Raw genomic sequence first — 18367 nt, forward strand, 5'->3', positions numbered from 1 at the left:
GTGGCCGAGCCTCTCTTCCTCACCGATCTGATACTGGCTCTCGTGCTGGCGGTCACCGGCGGCCTGCTGGGCCGCCGGGCCGGCCGAAGCCAGGCGCAGCCCGCACCACAGCGGGACGGGGCACGGCGGAGTCCGCTCGTCCTGTACGTCACCGCCGCGGTCGTCGCCGCCCGGCTCGCGGTCGCGGTACTGCTGCTGGCGACCAGCGGGTGGCAGCTGGTCACCCACCGCTTCCTGGTCGGCCTGCCGGTCGTGGTGCTGCCGCTGGTGTGGGCGCTGGTGCGGCGCACCGCCGTTGCCGCGCACACCACGGCGATGGGTGCCTGGCTGTCCTTCTACTTCCTGTACGTCCCGCCCGGTCCACAGGATCTGCCGGTCGCGGCCGGGGCATCGGCACTCGTGCTGGCCACGACGATCGGGGCCTCCCTCCTGCTCGGCGACCGGCGCTCCCGTGGCGGCCGCCTGGCCCGGCTGCCCTGGCTCTCCGGGGCAGCCGCCATGGTCACCGCCACCGCGCTCGGCGGCCTGTTCCTGGTCAGCGGGTCCGCGACGACGGACTGGGGCGGCGGCCCGGAGCGCGCCGGGCACTCCGTGCACGCCATGAGCCACGGACACGGGCCCGGGGCCCCGGCCATGCGCTCCGTGGACGCGCTGACCGGCCCGCGCGACGGCACCCCCGACGCCCGCTTCACCCTGACCGCCGCGCACGGCACCGTACGGCTGTCGTCGGGAAGGACGGTCGACGCGCTCACCTTCAACGGAACCAGCCCTGGCCCCGAACTGCGCGTATCGAAGGGCAAGCTGGTCGAGGTCACCCTGGTCAACAAGAACGTGACCGAGGGCGTCACGCTGCACTGGCACGGCGTGGACGTACCCAACGCGGAGGACGGGGTGCCGGGCGTCACCCAGAACGCGGTCGGCCCCGGCGGGAGGCACGTCTACCGCTTCGTACCCGACCGCACCGGCACGTACTGGTACCACACGCACCGGGACGCCGAACGCTCCGTGGAGCGCGGTCTGTTCGGTGCGCTGATCGTGGAGGACGGCCAGCAAGGCGTGCAGCACAACGTGTTCACCCACCTGTGGCCGGGCGGAGAGGACCAGATCGGCGCCTTCGGCACAACCGACAGTGCCGAACGCCGCGCGGTCCCGGCCGGCCGCCAGGTGGTGCTGCGGCTGATCAACAGTTCCAAGGAGCCGCACCGGATCCTGCTCGGTGGCACCCTGTTCCGGGTCACCGCCCACGACGGCAACCCGATCGGCGAACCGGGAGAGCTGAAGCCCGGCACGGACCTGTTCCTCGCTGCGGGCGGCCGCTACGACGTGGCCTTCACCATGCCGGACGGCGTGGTGACGCTACGGCTTGACACCTCTGAGATCCCCAACCAGGCGGCCCTCGCCTTCAGCCCCGACGGGCGCGCCGAACCCGCCGCGCTGGAGCAGGGCGACCTCTTCGACCGCCTGTCGTACGGCGAGCCAGCCGGTCAGCAGCCCGAAGGCGGCCCGTACGACCGCGACTTCGACCTCGTACTGGACAACGGCTTCGGCTTCGTAGGAAGCTCGTTCACCTACACGGACACGATCAACGGCCGTCTCACCCCGGCCGTTCCGACCCTGGTGGTCCGCGAGGGCGACCGGGTGCGGATGCGCATCACCGCCCGGGGGATCATCGACCACCCCATGCACCTGCACGGCCACCGGATCCGGGTGATCTCGCGCAACGGCGAGGCGGTCACGGGCAGCACCTGGTGGACCGACACCCTGAACGTCGCCCCCGGCGAGAGCTACGAGATCGACTTCAGCGCCGACAACCCCGGTGTGTGGATGGACCACTGCCACAACTTCGAACACGCCGAGAGCGGCATGATCATGCACTTGGCCTACGACGACGTCACCACTCCCTACCACGGCCCGACGCACTGAGAGGTGCGCGTCATGGCAACCGTCGTTCATCGCCCCCGGCTTTCCGGCCACGCGGTACACAGTCGGGGAGCACGCAGGCGGCCGAGGTGGTCCGGGCGGCAGGACTACGGCCCGTCCGGCGCCTCCTCCCAACGGAAGTCCGCGAGGGACGCCTGCTCCGTGGCGGGTTCGACACCCCGGCTGCGGCGGACGGCTCCCAGGAGCAGCTGCAGACCGCCCAGCCCCATGAGCACCAGCAGAACAACTCCCCCTGCGAAGAGCACCACCCCCCACACGGTCAGCCCCAAGAGCCCCCAGGCCATCCTGCCGAGATCCATGCACCCGCACGCAAGCATGCGAGCAGTGTGCCCACTCCCAGGGGCCCACGGGCCGGAGCTTGTCCAAAAGGCATTGTGGAATTGACGGTTCCGAGACGCACGGTTCCGAGACGCATGCGCTTCGAGAGACCCTCACACCGCCGCACTCCGACACCGGCCCGCCGGACACGACGGTGCGCTCCGGCTGCCTCGGCTGACGGCACTCCGCGGGCGCACCTCTCCCGGACCCACCCGCCTCAGCCGGAGAACGAGAGGGGCACGCCACCGCCCTCCTTGACCGCCTCCACCGCCGCCTGGTGCACATGACGCGCGGCCCTCTCGTCGGATGCCGCGACGGGGCTGCCCTCGAGGCCGTACCACTCCGAGGCGCCGGTGTGCTGCACGGTCACCTGGGCCTGGCCGTCGATCCACGTGGTGTGGACGGTCAGGTCGCCGGTGATGGGGCCGCCCTCGGTGGTCATGACACCGCCCGAACCGGCGATGATGCCCTGAGTGGTCCACGTGGCCCAGGTGTCCATGGCCCCTCCGCGATGGTCCCGCTCCTGGTGGTGGGTGTACGGCGGGATATACCCGCCCGTCCACGTTCTCATCGCCCGCGCCTGTGCGCGCGGCGAGCACGGAACGTAAGCGCGCGGCCGCACACTGGTGACCGGAATCGGGCAACTGCCCCCTCACGGACGGAAGCCCGAGCCGCCACGGCCGGTATCCGGCGGCGACCCGGTGGCCGAGGACGGACGGGGCTGGCGCTGATGGAGGCCGTGGACGGGGGCTGCTTCCGGTGGAGTCGGTGACGAACCGGTCGGGGTGCGCCGGCGCTGCCGGACGGCAAGGTGGTCCGGTTCGAGTGCGACGCGAAGCCCTGAGCGGATCTGCCGGACCTGTCTGCGAGCCCGTGGGCCGGGCACGCCTACGATGTGAGCCCAGCCCCAGCCCAGCGCACGCCCCCCGAGCCGGAGGAACCATGGCCCCCGCCGCCCCCAAGCCGGAGACCCTCGCCGCCTTCGAGGCCGCCAAAGGCTTCATGCCCGTACGCGAAGGGCTCGCGCTCTACGAGGCGGCGGTGTCGGCGTCCGAGGCGCTGGGGCTGCCGTTGCTCGAGGTCGGCACGTACTGCGGGCGCTCCACGATCCTGCTCGCGGACGCCGCCCGCGAGGCCGGGACCGTCGCCGTCACGGTCGACCACCACCGGGGCAGCGAGGAGCAGCAGGCGGGCTGGGACTACCACGACCCCACCGTCGTGGACCCCGAGGTCGGGCTGATGGACACGCTGCCGACCTTCCGGCGGACGCTGCACGAGGCGGGCCTCGAGGACCACGTGATCGCGGTGGTGGGACGGTCGCCGCAGGTCGCGAAGATGTGGGGCGGCAAGGTCGGTCTGGTCTTCATCGACGGCGGCCACACCGACGAGCACGCCACGAACGACTACCAGGGCTGGGCGCCGCACGTGGCCGAGGGCGGGCTGCTGGTGATCCACGACGTCTTCCCAGACCCCGTGGACGAGTGGACCGGCCAGGCCCCGTACCGGATCTACCTGCGGGCGCTGGACTCGGGCGCGTTCACGGAGGTCTCAGCCACGGACTCGCTGCGGGTGCTGCGCCGCACCGGCCCCGGCATCTGAGCGGGCCGACTGCACGTGATTCCGAAGAAGACGCCGCTTGCCGCGTCCGGAGCCCTCGTCGCGGCTGTGTCCGTGTGCCTGACCGGCTGCGGCGGCAGCACTGGCAGCGGCAGCGCTCCGACCCGGTCCCCGGTTCCGGCGCGTACGACACCCACGCCGCCGCCCGCCGGGCCGTCCGGCGCCGCCCCGTCGGCGACGCATGCCCGTCCACTCGCCGGGAAGGTCGTGGTCGTGGACCCCGGCCACAACCCCGGCAACGCCAAGCACACCCGTGAGATCAACAAGCAGGTGGGCATCGGCACGGGCCGCAAGGAGTGCGATACCACCGGAACGGCCACCAACGACGGTTACAGCGAGGCCGAGTTCACCCTCGATGTAGCCCGCCGGCTGCGCACCCTGCTGGAGCAGCAGGGCGCGACCGTCCGGCTCACCCAGGACGGCCACAGCCCTTCATACGGCCCCTGCATCGACGAACGCGCCCGTATCGGCAACAAGGCGGCGGCCGACGCCGTCGTCTCCCTCCACGCGGACGGCTCCGGCAAGGGCAACCGCGGCTTCCATGTGATCCTCCCGGCCAAGGTGAAGGCCGGGGACGCGGACACGGCGGCGATCGTGGGCCCGTCGCGCCGGCTCGGCGAGCACATCGCCGGGGCCTTCGAGAAGGCGACGGGCAGCGCGCCCTCCAACTACATCGGCAACGGAACCGGGTTGGATGTGCGCGGGGACCTGGGCGGTCTCAACCTGTCGACCGTACCGAAGGTGTTCATCGAGTGCGGGAACATGCGGGACGCGAAGGACGCGGCGCTGCTGAAGAGCCCCGATTGGCGGCAGAAGGCGGCGCGGGGACTGGCGGACGGCATTCTCGCGCACCTGTCCGCCTGAGGCGTCGAGAGCGGAACAGCACTCTGCCACACCGCCAGGTGACGATGTGGCAGAGGCGGGGAGAGGCGGGTCGCCGCTACCGCGGGCCGGGGCGGTGGCCGTGGTTCGGACGGCCGTGACCGTGACCGGGACGACCGTGGTCCGGGCGGTCGTGGTGCGGCGGCCTCGGCGTGGGCTTGGGGTCGTTCCTCCTGACCGTGGTGGTCGCGGTGGCGGTGCTGGTCGCCGCGGTACCGCCACCGGTGACCGTGACCGTGTTGGTGACCTGCGACGAGGCATCCGCAGCGATGGAGACCCTCAGAGTCAGCACCGGGTAGCTCTCCCCCGCATCCAGGACATCGCCACGGGTGCACGTGAGCGTGGCGAGGACACAGGTCCAGCCGGTGCCGGACAGGCTCACCGCCGTCAGCCCGGCCGGAAGAGTGTCGGTGACGGTGACCGTGCTGCCGTCGGTGGGCCCGTCACCGCTGTTGGTCACGGTCAGCGTGTACGCACCCCGGCCACCCGCCCGGAACGTCCCGCCCGTGGTGACCTTCAGCAGCGTGAACGCGGGGGCCGTCGGAGCCGGCACCACCGCGATGGCCACGTCCCGGGGCCCGTCGCCGACGGCGACCGTGTCCACCACCGTGTTCGTGGCCGCGTCGATCACCGACACGGTGTCGCTGTCGCGGTTGCTGACATAGACGCGCGTGCCGTCCGGCGACACCGCGGCACCGAAGGGGACGTCACCTACGGTGATCGTGGCCACCACCGTGTTCGTGGCCGTGTCGATCACCGACACGTCGTCACTGTCGCGGTTGGCGACATAGACGCGCGTGCCGTCCGGCGACACCGCCACACCGTAGGGGAAGTCGCCGACCGTGATCGTGGCCACCACCGTGTTCGTGGCCGTGTCGATCACCGACACGTCGTCCGAGTTGCCGCCCGCGACATAGACGCGGGTGCCGTCAGGGGTGATGACCTCACCGACGGGGAAGTCGATGACGCCGATGGTGGTCACGACCGTGTTGGTGGCCGTGTCGATCACGGACACGGTGTCGGAGATGGAGTTGCTCACATAGGCGCGGGTGCCGTCCGGCGAGACGACCACGTCCTGGGGGCCCGTCCCGACGCCGACGGTGGCGACGACGGTGTTCGTGGCCGTGTCGATCACCGAGACGCTGCCGGAATTGGCGTTGGTGACGTAGACGCGGCTGCCGTCCGGGGAGACGGCCGCACCGAACGGGGTCTGGCCCACGGGGATGGTGGCGATGACGCTGTCCGTGGCCGTGTCGATAACCGACACGTCGTCGCCGAGGGCGTTGGTGACATAGACGCGGCCGGCGTCCGGTGTCACCGCCACACCGTGGGGTCCGTCGCCGACGGAGATCGTGGTGACCAGGGTGTTCGTGGCCGTGTCGACCACCGACACCGTGTCCGAGCCGAAGTCGGCGACGTAGGCGTAGGTGCCGGGCCCTACGGCATGGGCGGGCTGGGGAGCCAGTACGGGCAGGGCGAGGCCGGCCACCAGCACAAGACCGGCCACCAGCATACGCAGCAACGCACCCGACCCTCGCCGGCGCGCCTCACGGTCCGATGGCGGCACCGGTGACAGGCGGTCGCCCACCATCCCGGAACCCACTTCCATATGACGGTCCGTCACGACAAGCCTCCCGCTGGCCGGAAACAAGGTCACTACGCCGGCAGCACCGAAATACCGACATATCGCAACAGAGCATGCCAGTTCATTGCATTCCACCGCCTCTACCGACACACAGACCCGCGCCCCCACCCGGACGTCCGGGTGGGGGCGCGTGAGCAGCAGCCGGTGTGCGGCTACCGCTGGTGAGGTCCGGGGCGATCCCGCCCGTGGTCAGGTCGGCCGTGGTCAGGTCGGCCGTGGTCAGGTCGGCCGTGGTCAGGTCGGCCGTGGTCAGGTCGGCCGTGGTGCGGCGGCTTGGGCGGCTCCGGACGCCGGACCGTGGTGCTCGCGGTGGCCGTACTGGTCGCCGTGGTGCCTCCGCCGGCGACGGTGGCCGTGTTCGTGACCCTCGTCGGCGCGTCTGCGGCGACGTTCACCGTCAGGGTCAGCGGCGGGTAGCTCTCACCTGCGTCGAGGACATCGGTCCGGGTGCAGGAAAGCGGGGTGAGCGTGCAGGTCCAGCCGGTGCCCGACGGAGACACCGCCACGCCCTGAGGGCCGTCGCCGACGGGGACCGTGGCCACCACGGTGTTCGTGGACGTGTCGATCACCGACACGTCGTCGCTGTCGTTGTTGGCGACATAGGCGTAGGTGCCGGGCGGCACGGCGTGGGCGGACTGCGGTGCGAGCACCGGCAGGGCGAGCCCGGCTACAAGGACCAGACCGGCCACCAGGGCCCATACCAGGCCACCCCACCAGTGCGGCCGGCTTCGAGGTGGGGGTGCCGCCGCTTCTTGAGCGATAGTCACAAAATCCTCCCATTCTGTCCGAATTGCCCGTCCGGGGCGCGGAGTTCACTCCCGATATCACCTGATACCGACAGAACGGAACAGAGCATGATATCTAATATCATTTTGCGCGTTATCGACACACAGCGGCGTCCCCACCGGGGTACGAGGGTGGGGACGCCGGTCGATGTGACCGCCTTGGCCATCGGGGGCCCGGCCGGTGGCCGTAGTTCGGGCGGCCCTGGCCATGGTCGGGACGACCGTGCCCGCCGGCCGGGCGGCCGTGCGAAGGCTTCGATTCGGGGATGGGTTCGGGCTCGGCCCGCCTGACGGCGGAGGAGCTGGCGGCGGTACCGGTGGCGGTGGTGCCGCCGCCCGTGACCGTGGCCGTCACCCCTGACTCCCGCTCGACTGACGGTTGGTCACCATGCTCCTCCCTACGGCAACATGCAGCGCCAAGACGGATCAGATGATGACAGTTCGTCATATTACGGACGGCCAGTGACGCACGCCCCCACCACCCGGGCCCGGGGCGGCCGTATTCGCGGTGCGGTCCTGGAAGTGAAGCCCCCGTGAGAGCCCCGTGGATGTTGTTCCGCGAGAGGGCGGCTTGATCAACGATCAGTTATTTGATCGGAATAAACGGGTCTGACGCTCCCGCTGTCGGTTATAGGTTGGAACCTATGATGAGGTACCGCACCTCTACTACCAGCTCATCAGCTCTGACGCGACAGACGCGAAAACCGACGAAGGACCTTAGACGTGAACATCCGCTCCCTCACTCGAGGCGATGGCGTGGTGATCGGAGCAGCGGTGGTGCTGTTCATCGCCTCGTTCCTCAACACTTCCGACTGCTCCGGCTCCGCGTGCGACCTGGTGCCCAACGCGTGGGGGCTGGCCTACTTCCTCGGTTGGGGCACGTTCTTCCTCGGCATCGCCGGGGCCGCACTGATCGTCGTCTCGCACCTGCTGCCGCAGTCGCAGCCCCGTAAGGTCGCCGGCCTCGACCTGGCCCAGGCCGGTGTCGTGCTGACCGTCGCCACGGCCTGGCAGCTGCTGATGTGGATCTTCGAGTCGCAGGCGGCGGGCAGCGGGCTCATCCTCGGCCTGATCGCCGCGCTGATCCTCGCGGCCGGCGCCGTCGCGGGCCCGCTGGTCCCCGCGCTCCAGGCCCCGCTGTTGCCCGCCCCGAAGCCGGCGGCGCCTCAGCCCTTCGGCGCCCAGCCGCAGGCCGGCTACGGCTACCCGGGCACTCCGGGCGGCCCGGGCGGCCCGCAGCAGGGCGGCGGGTACGGCTACCCCGGGGCCCAGGCCCCGCAGGCCCAGCAGTCGCCGCAGCCCCAGCCCGCTTATGGCGGCGGGCAGCCGCAGCCCCAGCCGCAGCAGGACGGCGGCCAGGCCCCGGCCGGCGACTTCACCCCGTACTGGTTCGCCGTGCCGGTGGCCCGTCCGCTGTACGCGGAGGACGGCTCCATGGCCCCGATCGCCGAGCTGGCTCCCGGCACCTGGTACCTCGCGGTCGAGCAGCGCGGTCAGGCCCTGGTGGCGCAGACCCAGGACGGCCGCCGCGGTGTCCTCCAGGACACCACCGGTATCCAGCGCGGCTGACGCGACGTCGCACGCCAACGGCCCCTCGCCCATCCGGTCTTCCGGGCGAGGGGCCGTTGGCGTACTCTGACGAGCCGTCAGAGAGGGGATCCGGTATGAGGCTCGGACTCGCACTCGGCTACTGGGGGCGCGGGCCGAACCCCGCTCACCTCGAACTCGCCCGCGAGGCGGAACGGCTCGGCTACGACTCGGTCTGGACCGCGGAAGCCTGGGGCTCCGACGCCTTCACCCCGCTGACCTGGATCGCCGCCCACACGAGCCGCATCCGGGTGGGCACGGCGATCGCCCAGATGGCGGCCCGCACCCCCACGGCCACGGCCATGCACGCGCTCACCCTGGACCATCTCTCCGGCGGACGGATGCTGCTCGGGCTCGGCCTCTCGGGACCCCAGGTGGTGGAGGGCTGGTACGGCAGGCCCTTCCCGAAGAGCCCGCTGACCGCGACGCGGGAGTACGTCGAGGTGATCCGCCAGGTACTGCGCCGCGAGGGCCCGGTCGAGCTGGCCGGGCGCTTCCACACGCACCCGTACGAGGGCGACGACGGCACCGGTCTCGGCAAGGCCCTCAAGCCGATCACCCATCCCCTGCGGGCGGATCTGCCCGTCCTACTGGGCGCCGAAGGTCCGAAGAACATCGCCCAGACGACGAGGATCGCCGATGGCTGGCTTCCCCTGTACTGGTCACCGACGCGGACGGACGTGTACCAGGCGTCGCTGGAGCACGTCCCGCCCGGCTTCGTGATCGCCCCGATGGCACGGGCCGCCGTGTGCGACGACGTCGCCGAAGGGCTGCTGCCCGTGAAGGCGATGCTCGGCTTCTACATCGGCGGCATGGGCCACGCGGCCCGCAACTTCCACGCCGATCTGATGGCGCGCATGGGATACGAGGAGGAAGCCCGCCACATCCAGCGGCTGTTCGCCGAAGGCCGCCGCGAGGAGGCGGTGCTGGCGGTCCCGGACACCTTCGCCGACGAGATCTCGCTCATCGGCCCGCGTGAACGCATCGCGGAACGCCTGGAGTTGTGGCGCAAGGGCCCGGTCACCGACCTGCTGGTGACGGCGCCGGATCCTCACACCCTGCGGGTGCTGGCGGAACTGAACGGCTGACCCTGGACCGCTCAGCCGGAGCAGCCGGTGACGATCCTGAGCGTGGCCACCCCCGGCCCGGCAGCCCCACCGGGGATCCGGGGGCCAGCCCAACCCCGTACTTCGGTGCACTGCGGATGCGCCGGGCGCTGGGGGAGCGAGCGCGTCCGGTCGCGGTCGAACAGGGCGGGCACGAGATGTACCTGGGCAACGACAACGCGCGCGGCGACCGGGCGGTCACCACCGACCTGACCACGGGCGAGCGGCCCGCGCGGGACACGTACTGCGCGACCTGAACTGCTGCGGCCGGCGGTCAGTCCGGCGGCGGTGCGACCGGGAGCACCCGGTCGGGTCGCCCGGCCTCGGCCGCTTCGGGGTCCGCGTACACGTGCAGCGTGTCGCCGTGCCGACGTACCTGCGGATAGTTCCACAGCTCCGTGGGCTCGGGGACGAGCACTCGGGTCTCGGCCAGCTCGGCGTCGTGGATGACCAGCGACATGATGGCGCAGCACAGGGTCCCCATGGCGAGTGCCTGCTCCGGGTGGCCGTCCGGGCCCTCGGCCTGGATGACGTAGTGGCGGTCGTCCAGCCAGTAGCCGCCCCAGTCCAGCGAAGCCCCGTGCGCGGCCGGTACGCCGTTCACCCAGAGGCTCATCCTGCCCCCGCGTTCCTGGTCCCGCATGACCACGGCCCGGTGCCGGTCGTCGGATGTGAAGTCGATGTGGAGCGCGACACCGTCGAAGTCGCAGAACGAGTCGCAGGCTCCCGGAACCGGGCCGGTGCGGTGGCGGAGACGTTCGGCGGAGAGGTCGGGGTCGAGAGCGCAGGTCTCCGGACCACGGCACGAGCGGTCGGTGCGGCGGGTGCAGCCGAGGGAGAGCGCGGCACAGTCACGGGGGGACGCCTGGGCCAGCAGGCGGGCGAAGTGGTCCTGGTAGGTGCGGTCACCGAGGCGGCGGCGCAGCTCGCTCTCGTACCACCACCACACGATCAGGTCAGTGCCCAGCGGCGAACGGCTCAGCCATGGCTGCCACTTCCCGACCCAGTCCGTCGCATGGGGCGACAGGCGGGTGAACTTCCGCCTGGCGGCGGCTCCGGCGCGGCGGATGCGCTCGGCATCACCGGGAGCCTGCGCGATGTGCTCGTCCTCGGCCCGCTCTGCGGCATCGTCCGCCCGCTCCCGTGTCGACTTCTGCTCCTGCTCCTGTGCCGGTGCCTCAGGCGCGGCCGATGCCACGCCCTGCGCACCCGCGCTGCTCTTCCGTCTGTTTCTGCCCCAGCGCCACTTCACCACTGCCCCACCCCACCGGCTTCCGAACTCCACCGCCAACGCCAACGATGGTAGAAGGGGCACACCACGCACTTCTGCGCATTCAGGGAGCCGTTCCGTCACCGCGAGCCCCCGCGTCCGGCGTCTCAGCCGCCGCTGAGCTGCCCCACGGAAGGCACCTGTTCCTTCACCGTGGCTCCCACACTCTGACCCGCGTCCTTGACGTCCTGGAGGACGTTCTGCGCGGACGCGATGTCCGCATCACTCGCCTGGCCCTTGCGGAGCTTGCTCCCCAGCTCCTTGAGCGAGTCGATCCCTGCCGCCAGCGGGGCAACCGCCTTCGAGAGCAGTGGGTCGGCCTTGGCGTTGTCCACCGCCGCCCTGAGCCGGTTGTAGGCGAACGTGCCCGCGAGCCCCGCCTTGACCAGGGCCAGTTTCCGGCCCTCCGCGCCCTGTTTGAACGCGCCGGCGCGGTACGGCTTGATGATCCACTGGTAGGTCGCACCCGCGGCGAGACCCGCGTTGGCGACGAAACGCGCCTTGGCGTACTTCTGCGCCTGCACCGAGGTGCTTGGTGACGCCGTGCCGCTCGCACCTTCGCCGCTGCCCCCGCAGGCCGCGGTGGCGGTGACGGTGGTGAGGACGACGACGAGGCCGCAGCAGAACACGGCTGGACGGTGACGCATGGCGTACCTCCCTCACCTCACTCGTCAGCTTCGCCCCGGGCCGGGTGATCCGCCACTCGGGTGAGGCCGGCCCCGGGTTTGGCTCAAGGAAGAACGGCAATCCGGAGTCCATGTCCCCACGACAGAGCAGTGGCACGCACCAGGCGGCGAGGATCATCGCCATCGTCGCCGACGTCATGGCCGCCATCATCGGCCTGTGGATCATCATGTACCTGTTGGACGCCAACCGGACCAACGACCTGGTGGAGTTCCTCCAGGAGACGGCACGCTGGCTGGCCGGCTGGTCGTACGACCTCTTCACCTTCGACGCCGACTGGGCGCGGGTGGTGGCGGGTTACGGCCTCGCCGCGCTCGTGTACCTCTTCGTCGGTCACGCCGTGGCGGGTCGGCTGCGGCGCTGAGCGCGCCGCTGGAGCCCCGCAGCCCCCTCGGATCACGCTGCCGAACCGCATCGGGTTTCGCCGAACCCGCTCAGCGCCGTGCGTTCACGCCTGACAGCACTCCGGCTCGAGTCCGCGCGGCAGACGTTCCCCGCCGAACACCGCGGTGGTCGCCTCGTCTCCCCCCAGGGCGGCCACCGCGAGCAGCAGTGAGCCCGCAGTCCAGCTGGTGAGCTCCTCGGGCCACACGGCCTTGTCCTCGAAGACGTAACCCGTCCAGTACATACCGCCGTCGGCGCGCAGGTGCTGGATGGACTGCAAGATCTCAAGGGCTCGGTCGGACTCCCCCATCGCCCAGAGTGCGAGGGCCAGTTCGCAGCTCTCGCCGCCCGTCACCCAGGGGTTCGGCAGGACGCAGCGGACACCGAGCCCGGCCACCACGAACTCGTCCCAGCGCTCCTCGATGCGTTCCTTCGCCTGCGCGCCGGTGACCGCGCCGCCGAGCACCGGGTAGTACCAGTCCATGGAGTAGTGCGACTTGTCCAGGAACCGCTCGGGGTGGCTGCGGATGGCGTGCCCGAGCGCACCGGTCGCCAACTCCCAGTCGGGCTGCGGCTCTTCGCGCTCCTCGGCGATCGCGAGGGCGCAGGTCAGCGCGTGGAAGACGGAGGAGTTGCCGGTCAGCAGCGCGTCGGGGACGGCGTGGTCGCCGGCCTCGACGGGCTCGCGCTTCCAGCCGATCTGCCCGCCGGGCTGCTGGAGCCGCAGGACGAACTCGACGGCGGCGTAGACGGTCGGCCACATACGGTCGAGGAACATGTCGTCGCCGGTGGCCAGGTAGTGGTGCCAGACGCCGACGGCGATGTACGCGCAGAAGTTGCTCTCGCGGCTGCGGTCGGTCGGCTGGCCGGCGTCGCCGTCGTGGTAGGCCGCGTACCAGGAGCCGTCCGGCAGCTGGTGCCGGGCCAGCCACTCGTAGGCGCGGGCGGCGGCATCGTGCTCACCGGCCGCGTCCAGTGCCATCGCCGCCTCGGTGTGGTCCCAGGGGTCCAGGTGGTGGCCCCGGAACCACGGGATCGCCCCGTCCTCGCGCTGGACCGCGCGGATCCCGGCGACGGTCTCGGTGGCCTGTGAGGCCGTCAGGACCCCCGGCAGGACGAGGTGCTCGGTCCTCCCCGGTGAGGTCACTGGCCGGCCGCCGCGGTGCCGGACTTCGCCTCGTTCAGCGTGGGGGTGTGCGGCTTGGTCGCGTACACCACGAAGCTCTTGCCGATCAGCGGGTTGAGCGCGTTCTCCGCGACCCGGGTGGCCAGTGGTTTCTTCATGATGTCCCAGACCAGCAGCTTGTGGTACGCGCGGACGGGCAGCGCCTTGTCGTTGTCCACGCCGAAGGCGCACTTCAGCCACCAGTACGGGGAGTGCAGCGCGTGCGCGTGATGGGACCCGTACGGCTTGAGGCCCGCCTCGCGGATCTTGCCGATCAGTTCCTCGGCCTTGTAGATGCGGATGTGGCCGCCCTCGACCTCGTGGTACGCGTCCGAGAGCGCCCAGCAGATCTTCTCGGGGCCGTAACGGGGCACGGTGATGGCGATCCGGCCGCCCGGCTTGAGCACGCGGACCATCTCGGCCAGCACGCCCTTGTCGTCGGGGATGTGCTCCATGACCTCGGAGATGATCACGACGTCGAACGAGTCGTCGGGGAAGGGCAGGTTGAGCGCGTCGCCCTCCATCGCGGTGGCGGTCGCGCCGGCCGGAGCCTCACCGGCCTCCTTCATCGCCGCGAACCACTTGGCGACCTCGCGGATCTCCTCGCCGTTCTGGTCGAGTGCGACCACCTGCGCGCCGCGCCGGTAGCACTCGAAGGCGTGCCGCCCGGCCCCGCAGCCCAGGTCGAGCACGCGGTCGCCCGGGGCGAGCGGGAAGCGGGAGAAGTCGACGGTCAGCACGGGGTCTGCCCTTCCGGGTGGGTGACAACGCCCTGGTGCGGGGCGCGGCTTGCTGTGGCGGTGCGAAGAGGGCTTACGGCCCTGGTGTGCGGGAGGGTCGTGGAGCCCGAGCGGGTCACCGAGCGCTCCCGACGGCCGCGGAGGCGGCCTTCGCCCGCTGTGCCTCGATCGCCTCGCGGTACAGCTCCGCGGTGCCCTGCGCGGCGCGCGCCCAGGTGAAGCGGGCCAGCACCCGCTCGCGTCCCGCGGCGCCGATTCGGCGGCGCAGCTCCGCGTCGCCCAGCAGCCTGCCGAGCGCGGTGGCGAGCGCGTCCGCGTCGCCGGGCGGGACCGCCAGGCAGCTCTCGCCGTCCGGGCCCGCGACCTCCGGGATCGCCCCGCCCGTCGTGGCGACGAGCGCGGTTCCGGTGGCCATGGCCTCGGCGGCGGGCAGCGAGAAGCCCTCGTACAGCGACGGCACACAGGCCACCTGTGCCCCGCGCACCAGATCCACGAGCTCCGCGTCCGTGATGCCCTTGACGAACCGCACGGCGTCCCCGAGCCCGTGCCGCTCGATCATCCGGGCCACCGGCCCGTCCTCTGCCCGCTTGCCGACGACCACCAGATGCGCGTCCGGGTGCTCGGCGCGCAGCTTGGCGAGGGCCTCGACCAGGAAGACGAGCCCCTTGAGCGGCACGTCCGCACTGGAGGTGGTGACGATCCGCCCGGGGACCTCGGCGACCGAGGGGTCGGGCGAGAACAGGTCGGTGTCGGCGCCGACATGGACCACTCGCAGCCGCTCCGGGCGCACCCCGAGGTGGTCGATGATCTCCTGCCGGGAGCTGCCTGACACGGTGAGCACGGAGGGCATCCTGCGGGCGACCCGCTTCTGCATCCGCGTGAACCCGTACCAGCGCCGTACGGAGGCCCGGCGGCGCCAGGTGGGCGCGGCGTCGAGTTCCAGCCGGCGGTCGACCGTGATCGGGTGGTGGATCGTGGTGACGAGCGGGGCGCCCAGGTCGCCGAGCAGCCCGTAGCCCAGGGTCTGGTTGTCGTGGACGACGTCGAAGTCCCCGCGGCGGGCGGCGAGCAGGCGCCGCGCACGCAGCGAGAAGGTCAGCGGCTCAGGGAAGCCACCGGTCCACATGGTGGCCACTTCGAGGTGGTCGATCCAGTCCCGGTACTCGCCGCGGCCGGGCGTACGGAACGGGTCGGGCTGGCGGTACAGATCAAGGCTGGGCAGCTCGGTGAGGACCACGCCCTCGCCTTCGTCGACCACGGGGTACGGCTGTGCGCCGATCACTTCGACGGAGTGCCCGAGGCGGGCGAGCTCGCGGGAGAGGTGGCGTACGTACACACCCTGACCGCCGCAGAACGGGTTGCCCTTGTAGGTCAGGAGAGCGATGCGCAGCGGGCGGTCGGCATCGACGGCAGCACCAGCACCGGCAGCGCCCGGACGGGGCCCGGCAGCTATGGCCTCAGCGGTCACTCACGGCCCCCTTCTTACTGCCCCTTTGCCGGACTGCGCTTCTGCCGGAGCGTAACCGCTCGCGCTAATCTAGAACAAGTTACAGACTTGATCGTTCTTGATCGTTCAAGGAGCATCGAATCTACCGGCAGGTAGCCCTGCTGTAAGGCCTGGAACAGGTGATTCGCGCCACGGGTGACCGCGCTGGCATGCTCTGCGCATGCCGGGCCGCCCGGAGCTCACGGGGGACGGGAGATACGCGGAGACATGATCGCGGAAACCAGGGCAGCAGTACCAGCGGCCCCGCCCCTGACCGAGCGCCAGGAGGCCCGCCGCCGACGCATCCTGCACGCCAGCGCGCAGCTGGCCAGCCAGGGCGGTTTCGACGCCGTCCAGATGCGCGAGGTCGCCGAGGCGGCGGGGGTCGCGCTCGGCACGCTCTACCGCTACTTCCCCTCGAAGGTGCACCTGCTGGTCGCCACCATGCAGGACCAGCTCCAGCACCTGCACACCACGCTGCGTAAACGCCCGCCCATGGCGGACAGTGCCGCCGAACGGGTGGCGGAGACCCTTATGCGGGCCTTCCGCGCCCTCCAGCGGGAGCCGCACCTCGCGGACGCGATGGTGCGGGCGCTGACGTTCGCCGACCGGAGCGTCAGCCCCGAGGTGGACACGGTCTCGCGGCAGACGACGGCGATCATTCTGGACGCGATGGGGCTGGACGATCCGACGGCGGAGCAGCTCTCGGCCGTTCGGGTGATCGAGCACACCTGGCACTCGGCGCTGATCACCTGGCTGTCGGGACGGGCGTCGATCGCGCAGGTGAAGATCGACATCGAGACGGTGTGCAGGTTGATCGACGTGACCTCCGGGCGCTCCGCCCAGGAGTGGCCGGGGTAACCGCACCCCGTGTGACAGGGGTGCCGGGGTAACCGCACCCCGTGTGACAGGGGTGACCGCACCCGTGCGGCATCGGTGCCCCGTGCCGGGTTTCGCGGTGTGCCCCCACCCCGCGCGGTGGGGGCCGGAGTGTCCCTGGGCCGCGGGGTGTTCGTGGGTCCTTCCTCGTGACGGTCAGGCTGCCCCTTGGAAAGGAGCGGCATGGCCGCCGTGGCCGCTCCTGGGCTGGAACGGGGTACAGTGGCGATACCGAGCGCACCTCGCACGTCGACATCCATGTCGGAGTCGCCCTCGGGGAACGGCAAGGCCGGAACATACCGCGTCCGGTCGGAAATGAGCCGCCCCATATGGCCCTGTTGAGTCTCGGAGTGCTCGCCTCCTCCCGCAAGGAGAACGAGTTCCGGCTACCGCTCCATCCACGCCATCTCGACCGGATTGCCCCGGACGTACGCGAGAGGATCTTCCTCGAACAGGGCTACGGCCGACGGTTCGGCGTCGCCGACGACGCCCTGCGTCCACTCGTGGCCGGCATGCTCTCCCGCGAGCAACTCCTCGCCGAGTGTGACGTTCTGCTGCTGCCCAAGCCGATGCACGACGACATCGCCGCGCTGCGCGAGGGCCAGGTGTTGTGGGGATGGCCGCACTGCGTGCAGGACGAGAAGATGACCCAGATCGGCATCGATCGACGGCTGACTCTCATCGCCTGGGAAGCCATGAACCACTGGACTTCCACGGGCGCGTTCAGCGTCCATGTGTTCCACAAGAACAACGAACTTGCCGGTTACTGCTCGGTGCTGCACGCCCTTCAACTCGGCGGGCTGACCGGCAGCTACGGGCGCCGCCTGCGTGCGGTTGTCATCAGCTTCGGCGCCACGGCGCGCGGAGCGGTCACGGGCCTGGGCGCCATGGGGGTTACCGACGTCACGGTGCTCACACAGCGCGCGGCCGCAGCGGTGGCCTCGCCGATGCCCTCGGTCGTGATGGGCCACTTCGCGGAGCAGGAGAACGACCCGTCGCGCCTGTGGGCATTCACTGCATCCGGTTCCGTGCCGCTGGCGGAATATCTGGCCGGGTTCGACATCATCGTCAACTGCATCCTGCAGGACACCGACGCGCCGCTCATGTTCGTTACCGACGAGGAACTTGCCCTTTTCCGGCCGGGGACCTTCTTCATCGACGTCGCCTGCGACGAGGGCATGGGCTTCGAATGGTCCCGCCCGACGACCTTCGGCGAGCCCATGCACGTGAGGGGGCCCGGCTGTCACTACTACGCGGTGGATCACAGTCCGTCCTACCTCTGGAACTCCGCCACCTGGGAAATCAGCGAGGCGCTCCTTCCCTACCTGCGCAAGGTCATGAGCGGCCCTACGGTATGGGACACCGACGCCACAGTCGAAAAGGCCATCGAGATTCGCGACGGCGTGGTCCAGAACCCGAAAATTCTCTCCTTCCAGCACCGGTCAGCCACCTACCCCCACGCCCCCGAGATCCCGGCGACTCCGCTGACTTCAGAGATCAGCACTTCGGGACACCCGCCCACCCCCACGACCCGACCACCGCTGCCCGGCACCGCCATGAGCCAGCCAAATTCTGGAGGTAGTGCCTCGTGCTGATTGCTCAGCGTCCGTCGTTGGCCGAAGAGGTCGTCGAGGAGTTCCGGTCCCGGTTCGTGATCGAGCCGCTGGAGCCGGGCTTCGGTTACACCCTCGGCAACTCGCTCCGCCGTACGCTCCTGTCCTCGATTCCGGGTGCGGCGGTCACGTCGGTCCGTATTGATGGTGTCCTGCACGAGTTCACGACTGTGCCGGGCGTCAAGGACGACGTCACCGACCTCATCCTGAACATCAAGCAGCTGGTCGTCTCCTCGGAGCACGACGAGCCGGTCGTGATGTACCT

17 protein-coding genes and 2 pseudogenes are annotated in these 18367 nt (G+C 70.7%); 10 read left to right on the forward strand and 9 right to left on the reverse strand.

All coding sequences use genetic code 11. The features are described from left to right. The gene (locus tag ABZ532_RS28130) at positions 1–1923 is read left to right on the forward strand and encodes a multicopper oxidase family protein (RefSeq protein WP_361289644.1); all 1923 of its coding nucleotides are present in this window, start codon (positions 1–3) and stop codon (positions 1921–1923) included. A gap of 104 nt (positions 1924–2027) precedes the next feature. On the opposite strand, the gene ABZ532_RS28135 is transcribed toward ABZ532_RS28130, so the two are convergent. Both ABZ532_RS28135 and ABZ532_RS28140 read right to left on the reverse strand, forming a co-directional pair. Then, the gene (locus ABZ532_RS28135) at positions 2028–2240 is read right to left on the reverse strand and encodes a hypothetical protein (RefSeq protein WP_361289647.1); all 213 of its coding nucleotides are present in this window, start codon (positions 2238–2240) and stop codon (positions 2028–2030) included. 236 nt (positions 2241–2476) lie between these two features. Further along, entirely contained in the window at positions 2477–2758 is a 282-nt protein-coding gene (locus tag ABZ532_RS28140; protein WP_361289703.1) for a hypothetical protein, read from the reverse strand. A 443-nt stretch (positions 2759–3201) separates the two neighbouring features. On the opposite strand from ABZ532_RS28140, the gene ABZ532_RS28145 reads away from it, so the two are divergent. Both ABZ532_RS28145 and ABZ532_RS28150 read left to right on the forward strand, forming a co-directional pair. Then, complete coding sequence (locus tag ABZ532_RS28145; RefSeq protein ID WP_361289650.1) at positions 3202–3858, forward strand: class I SAM-dependent methyltransferase; 657 nt, start codon at positions 3202–3204, stop codon at positions 3856–3858. Between the two features lie 15 nt (positions 3859–3873). Continuing rightward, on the forward strand, positions 3874–4740 hold the full coding sequence (locus ABZ532_RS28150) for an N-acetylmuramoyl-L-alanine amidase (RefSeq protein ID WP_361289654.1): 867 nt from the start codon (positions 3874–3876) through the stop codon (positions 4738–4740). A 76-nt stretch (positions 4741–4816) separates the two neighbouring features. Here ABZ532_RS28150 and ABZ532_RS28155 read toward each other — a convergent pair whose 3' ends face one another. Then, a complete protein-coding gene (locus ABZ532_RS28155; RefSeq protein WP_361289657.1) occupies positions 4817–6382 on the reverse strand; it encodes a beta-propeller fold lactonase family protein in 1566 nt (521 codons plus the stop codon). Between the two features lie 173 nt (positions 6383–6555). Next, positions 6556–7170 (reverse strand): hypothetical protein, encoded by a 615-nt coding sequence (locus ABZ532_RS28160; protein WP_361289660.1) that lies wholly within the window; start codon positions 7168–7170, stop codon positions 6556–6558. Positions 7171–7911: 741 nt separating this feature from the next. On the opposite strand from ABZ532_RS28160, the gene ABZ532_RS28165 reads away from it, so the two are divergent. The 3 genes and pseudogenes from ABZ532_RS28165 to ABZ532_RS28175 form a co-directional block, all read left to right on the forward strand. After that, a complete protein-coding gene (locus ABZ532_RS28165) occupies positions 7912–8757 on the forward strand; it encodes a hypothetical protein (RefSeq protein ID WP_361289663.1) in 846 nt (281 codons plus the stop codon). Between the two features lie 95 nt (positions 8758–8852). Beyond that, positions 8853–9863, forward strand: coding sequence for an LLM class F420-dependent oxidoreductase (locus ABZ532_RS28170; RefSeq protein ID WP_361289666.1), 1011 nt, complete (start codon positions 8853–8855; stop codon positions 9861–9863). Positions 9864–9955: 92 nt separating this feature from the next. Then, positions 9956–10138, forward strand: a pseudogene (locus tag ABZ532_RS28175) (alpha/beta hydrolase); the annotation flags it as partial. A 17-nt stretch (positions 10139–10155) separates the two neighbouring features. Here the strand turns inward: ABZ532_RS28175 and ABZ532_RS28180 are convergent. Further along, entirely contained in the window at positions 10156–11079 is a 924-nt protein-coding gene (locus ABZ532_RS28180; RefSeq protein WP_361289669.1) for a hypothetical protein, read from the reverse strand. Between the two features lie 179 nt (positions 11080–11258). Then, a complete protein-coding gene (locus ABZ532_RS28185) occupies positions 11259–11798 on the reverse strand; it encodes a hypothetical protein (protein WP_361289672.1) in 540 nt (179 codons plus the stop codon). Between the two features lie 110 nt (positions 11799–11908). On the opposite strand from ABZ532_RS28185, the gene ABZ532_RS28190 reads away from it, so the two are divergent. After that, positions 11909–12199, forward strand: a complete 291-nt coding sequence (locus ABZ532_RS28190) for a hypothetical protein (protein WP_361289675.1) — start codon at positions 11909–11911, stop codon at positions 12197–12199. 84 nt (positions 12200–12283) lie between these two features. On the opposite strand, the gene ABZ532_RS28195 is transcribed toward ABZ532_RS28190, so the two are convergent. The 3 genes from ABZ532_RS28195 to ABZ532_RS28205 form a co-directional block, all read right to left on the reverse strand. Beyond that, a complete protein-coding gene (locus tag ABZ532_RS28195; protein ID WP_361289677.1) occupies positions 12284–13366 on the reverse strand; it encodes a prenyltransferase in 1083 nt (360 codons plus the stop codon). Continuing rightward, positions 13363–14124: a class I SAM-dependent methyltransferase gene (locus ABZ532_RS28200; protein ID WP_361289680.1), complete on the reverse strand. Its 762-nt coding sequence runs from the start codon at positions 14122–14124 to the stop codon at positions 13363–13365. Before ABZ532_RS28200 ends, ABZ532_RS28195 begins: the two co-directional genes overlap by 4 nt. A gap of 115 nt (positions 14125–14239) precedes the next feature. Beyond that, entirely contained in the window at positions 14240–15592 is a 1353-nt protein-coding gene (locus ABZ532_RS28205; RefSeq protein WP_361289683.1) for a glycosyltransferase family 4 protein, read from the reverse strand. Positions 15593–15838: 246 nt separating this feature from the next. Here ABZ532_RS28205 and ABZ532_RS28210 point away from each other — a divergent pair, with 246 nt between their 5' ends. The 3 genes and pseudogenes from ABZ532_RS28210 to ABZ532_RS28220 all read left to right on the forward strand — a co-directional run. Then, complete coding sequence (locus ABZ532_RS28210; protein WP_361289686.1) at positions 15839–16471, forward strand: TetR family transcriptional regulator; 633 nt, start codon at positions 15839–15841, stop codon at positions 16469–16471. A gap of 347 nt (positions 16472–16818) precedes the next feature. Beyond that, a complete protein-coding gene (locus ABZ532_RS28215) occupies positions 16819–18084 on the forward strand; it encodes a N(5)-(carboxyethyl)ornithine synthase (RefSeq protein WP_361289689.1) in 1266 nt (421 codons plus the stop codon). Next, a pseudogene (locus ABZ532_RS28220) lies at positions 18078–18367 on the forward strand (DNA-directed RNA polymerase subunit alpha); the annotation flags it as partial. The gene ABZ532_RS28215 and the pseudogene ABZ532_RS28220, both read left to right, overlap by 7 nt.

This window comes from Streptomyces sp. NPDC019396, assembly GCF_040632375.1.
Lineage (GTDB): Bacteria > Actinomycetota > Actinomycetes > Streptomycetales > Streptomycetaceae > Streptomyces.

Coding starts and splice junctions, on each gene's coding strand:
- ABZ532_RS28170 (WP_361289666.1), top strand. CDS start 8,853: ATGAGGCTCGGACTCGCACTCGGCTACTGGGGGCGCGGGCCGAACCCC.
- ABZ532_RS28210 (WP_361289686.1), top strand. CDS start 15,839: ATGATCGCGGAAACCAGGGCAGCAGTACCAGCGGCCCCGCCCCTGACC.
- ABZ532_RS28190 (WP_361289675.1), top strand. CDS start 11,909: ATGTCCCCACGACAGAGCAGTGGCACGCACCAGGCGGCGAGGATCATC.
- ABZ532_RS28140 (WP_361289703.1), bottom strand. CDS start 2,758: ATGGACACCTGGGCCACGTGGACCACTCAGGGCATCATCGCCGGTTCG.
- ABZ532_RS28135 (WP_361289647.1), bottom strand. CDS start 2,240: ATGGATCTCGGCAGGATGGCCTGGGGGCTCTTGGGGCTGACCGTGTGG.
- ABZ532_RS28215 (WP_361289689.1), top strand. CDS start 16,819: ATGGCCCTGTTGAGTCTCGGAGTGCTCGCCTCCTCCCGCAAGGAGAAC.
- ABZ532_RS28145 (WP_361289650.1), top strand. CDS start 3,202: ATGGCCCCCGCCGCCCCCAAGCCGGAGACCCTCGCCGCCTTCGAGGCC.
- ABZ532_RS28185 (WP_361289672.1), bottom strand. CDS start 11,798: ATGCGTCACCGTCCAGCCGTGTTCTGCTGCGGCCTCGTCGTCGTCCTC.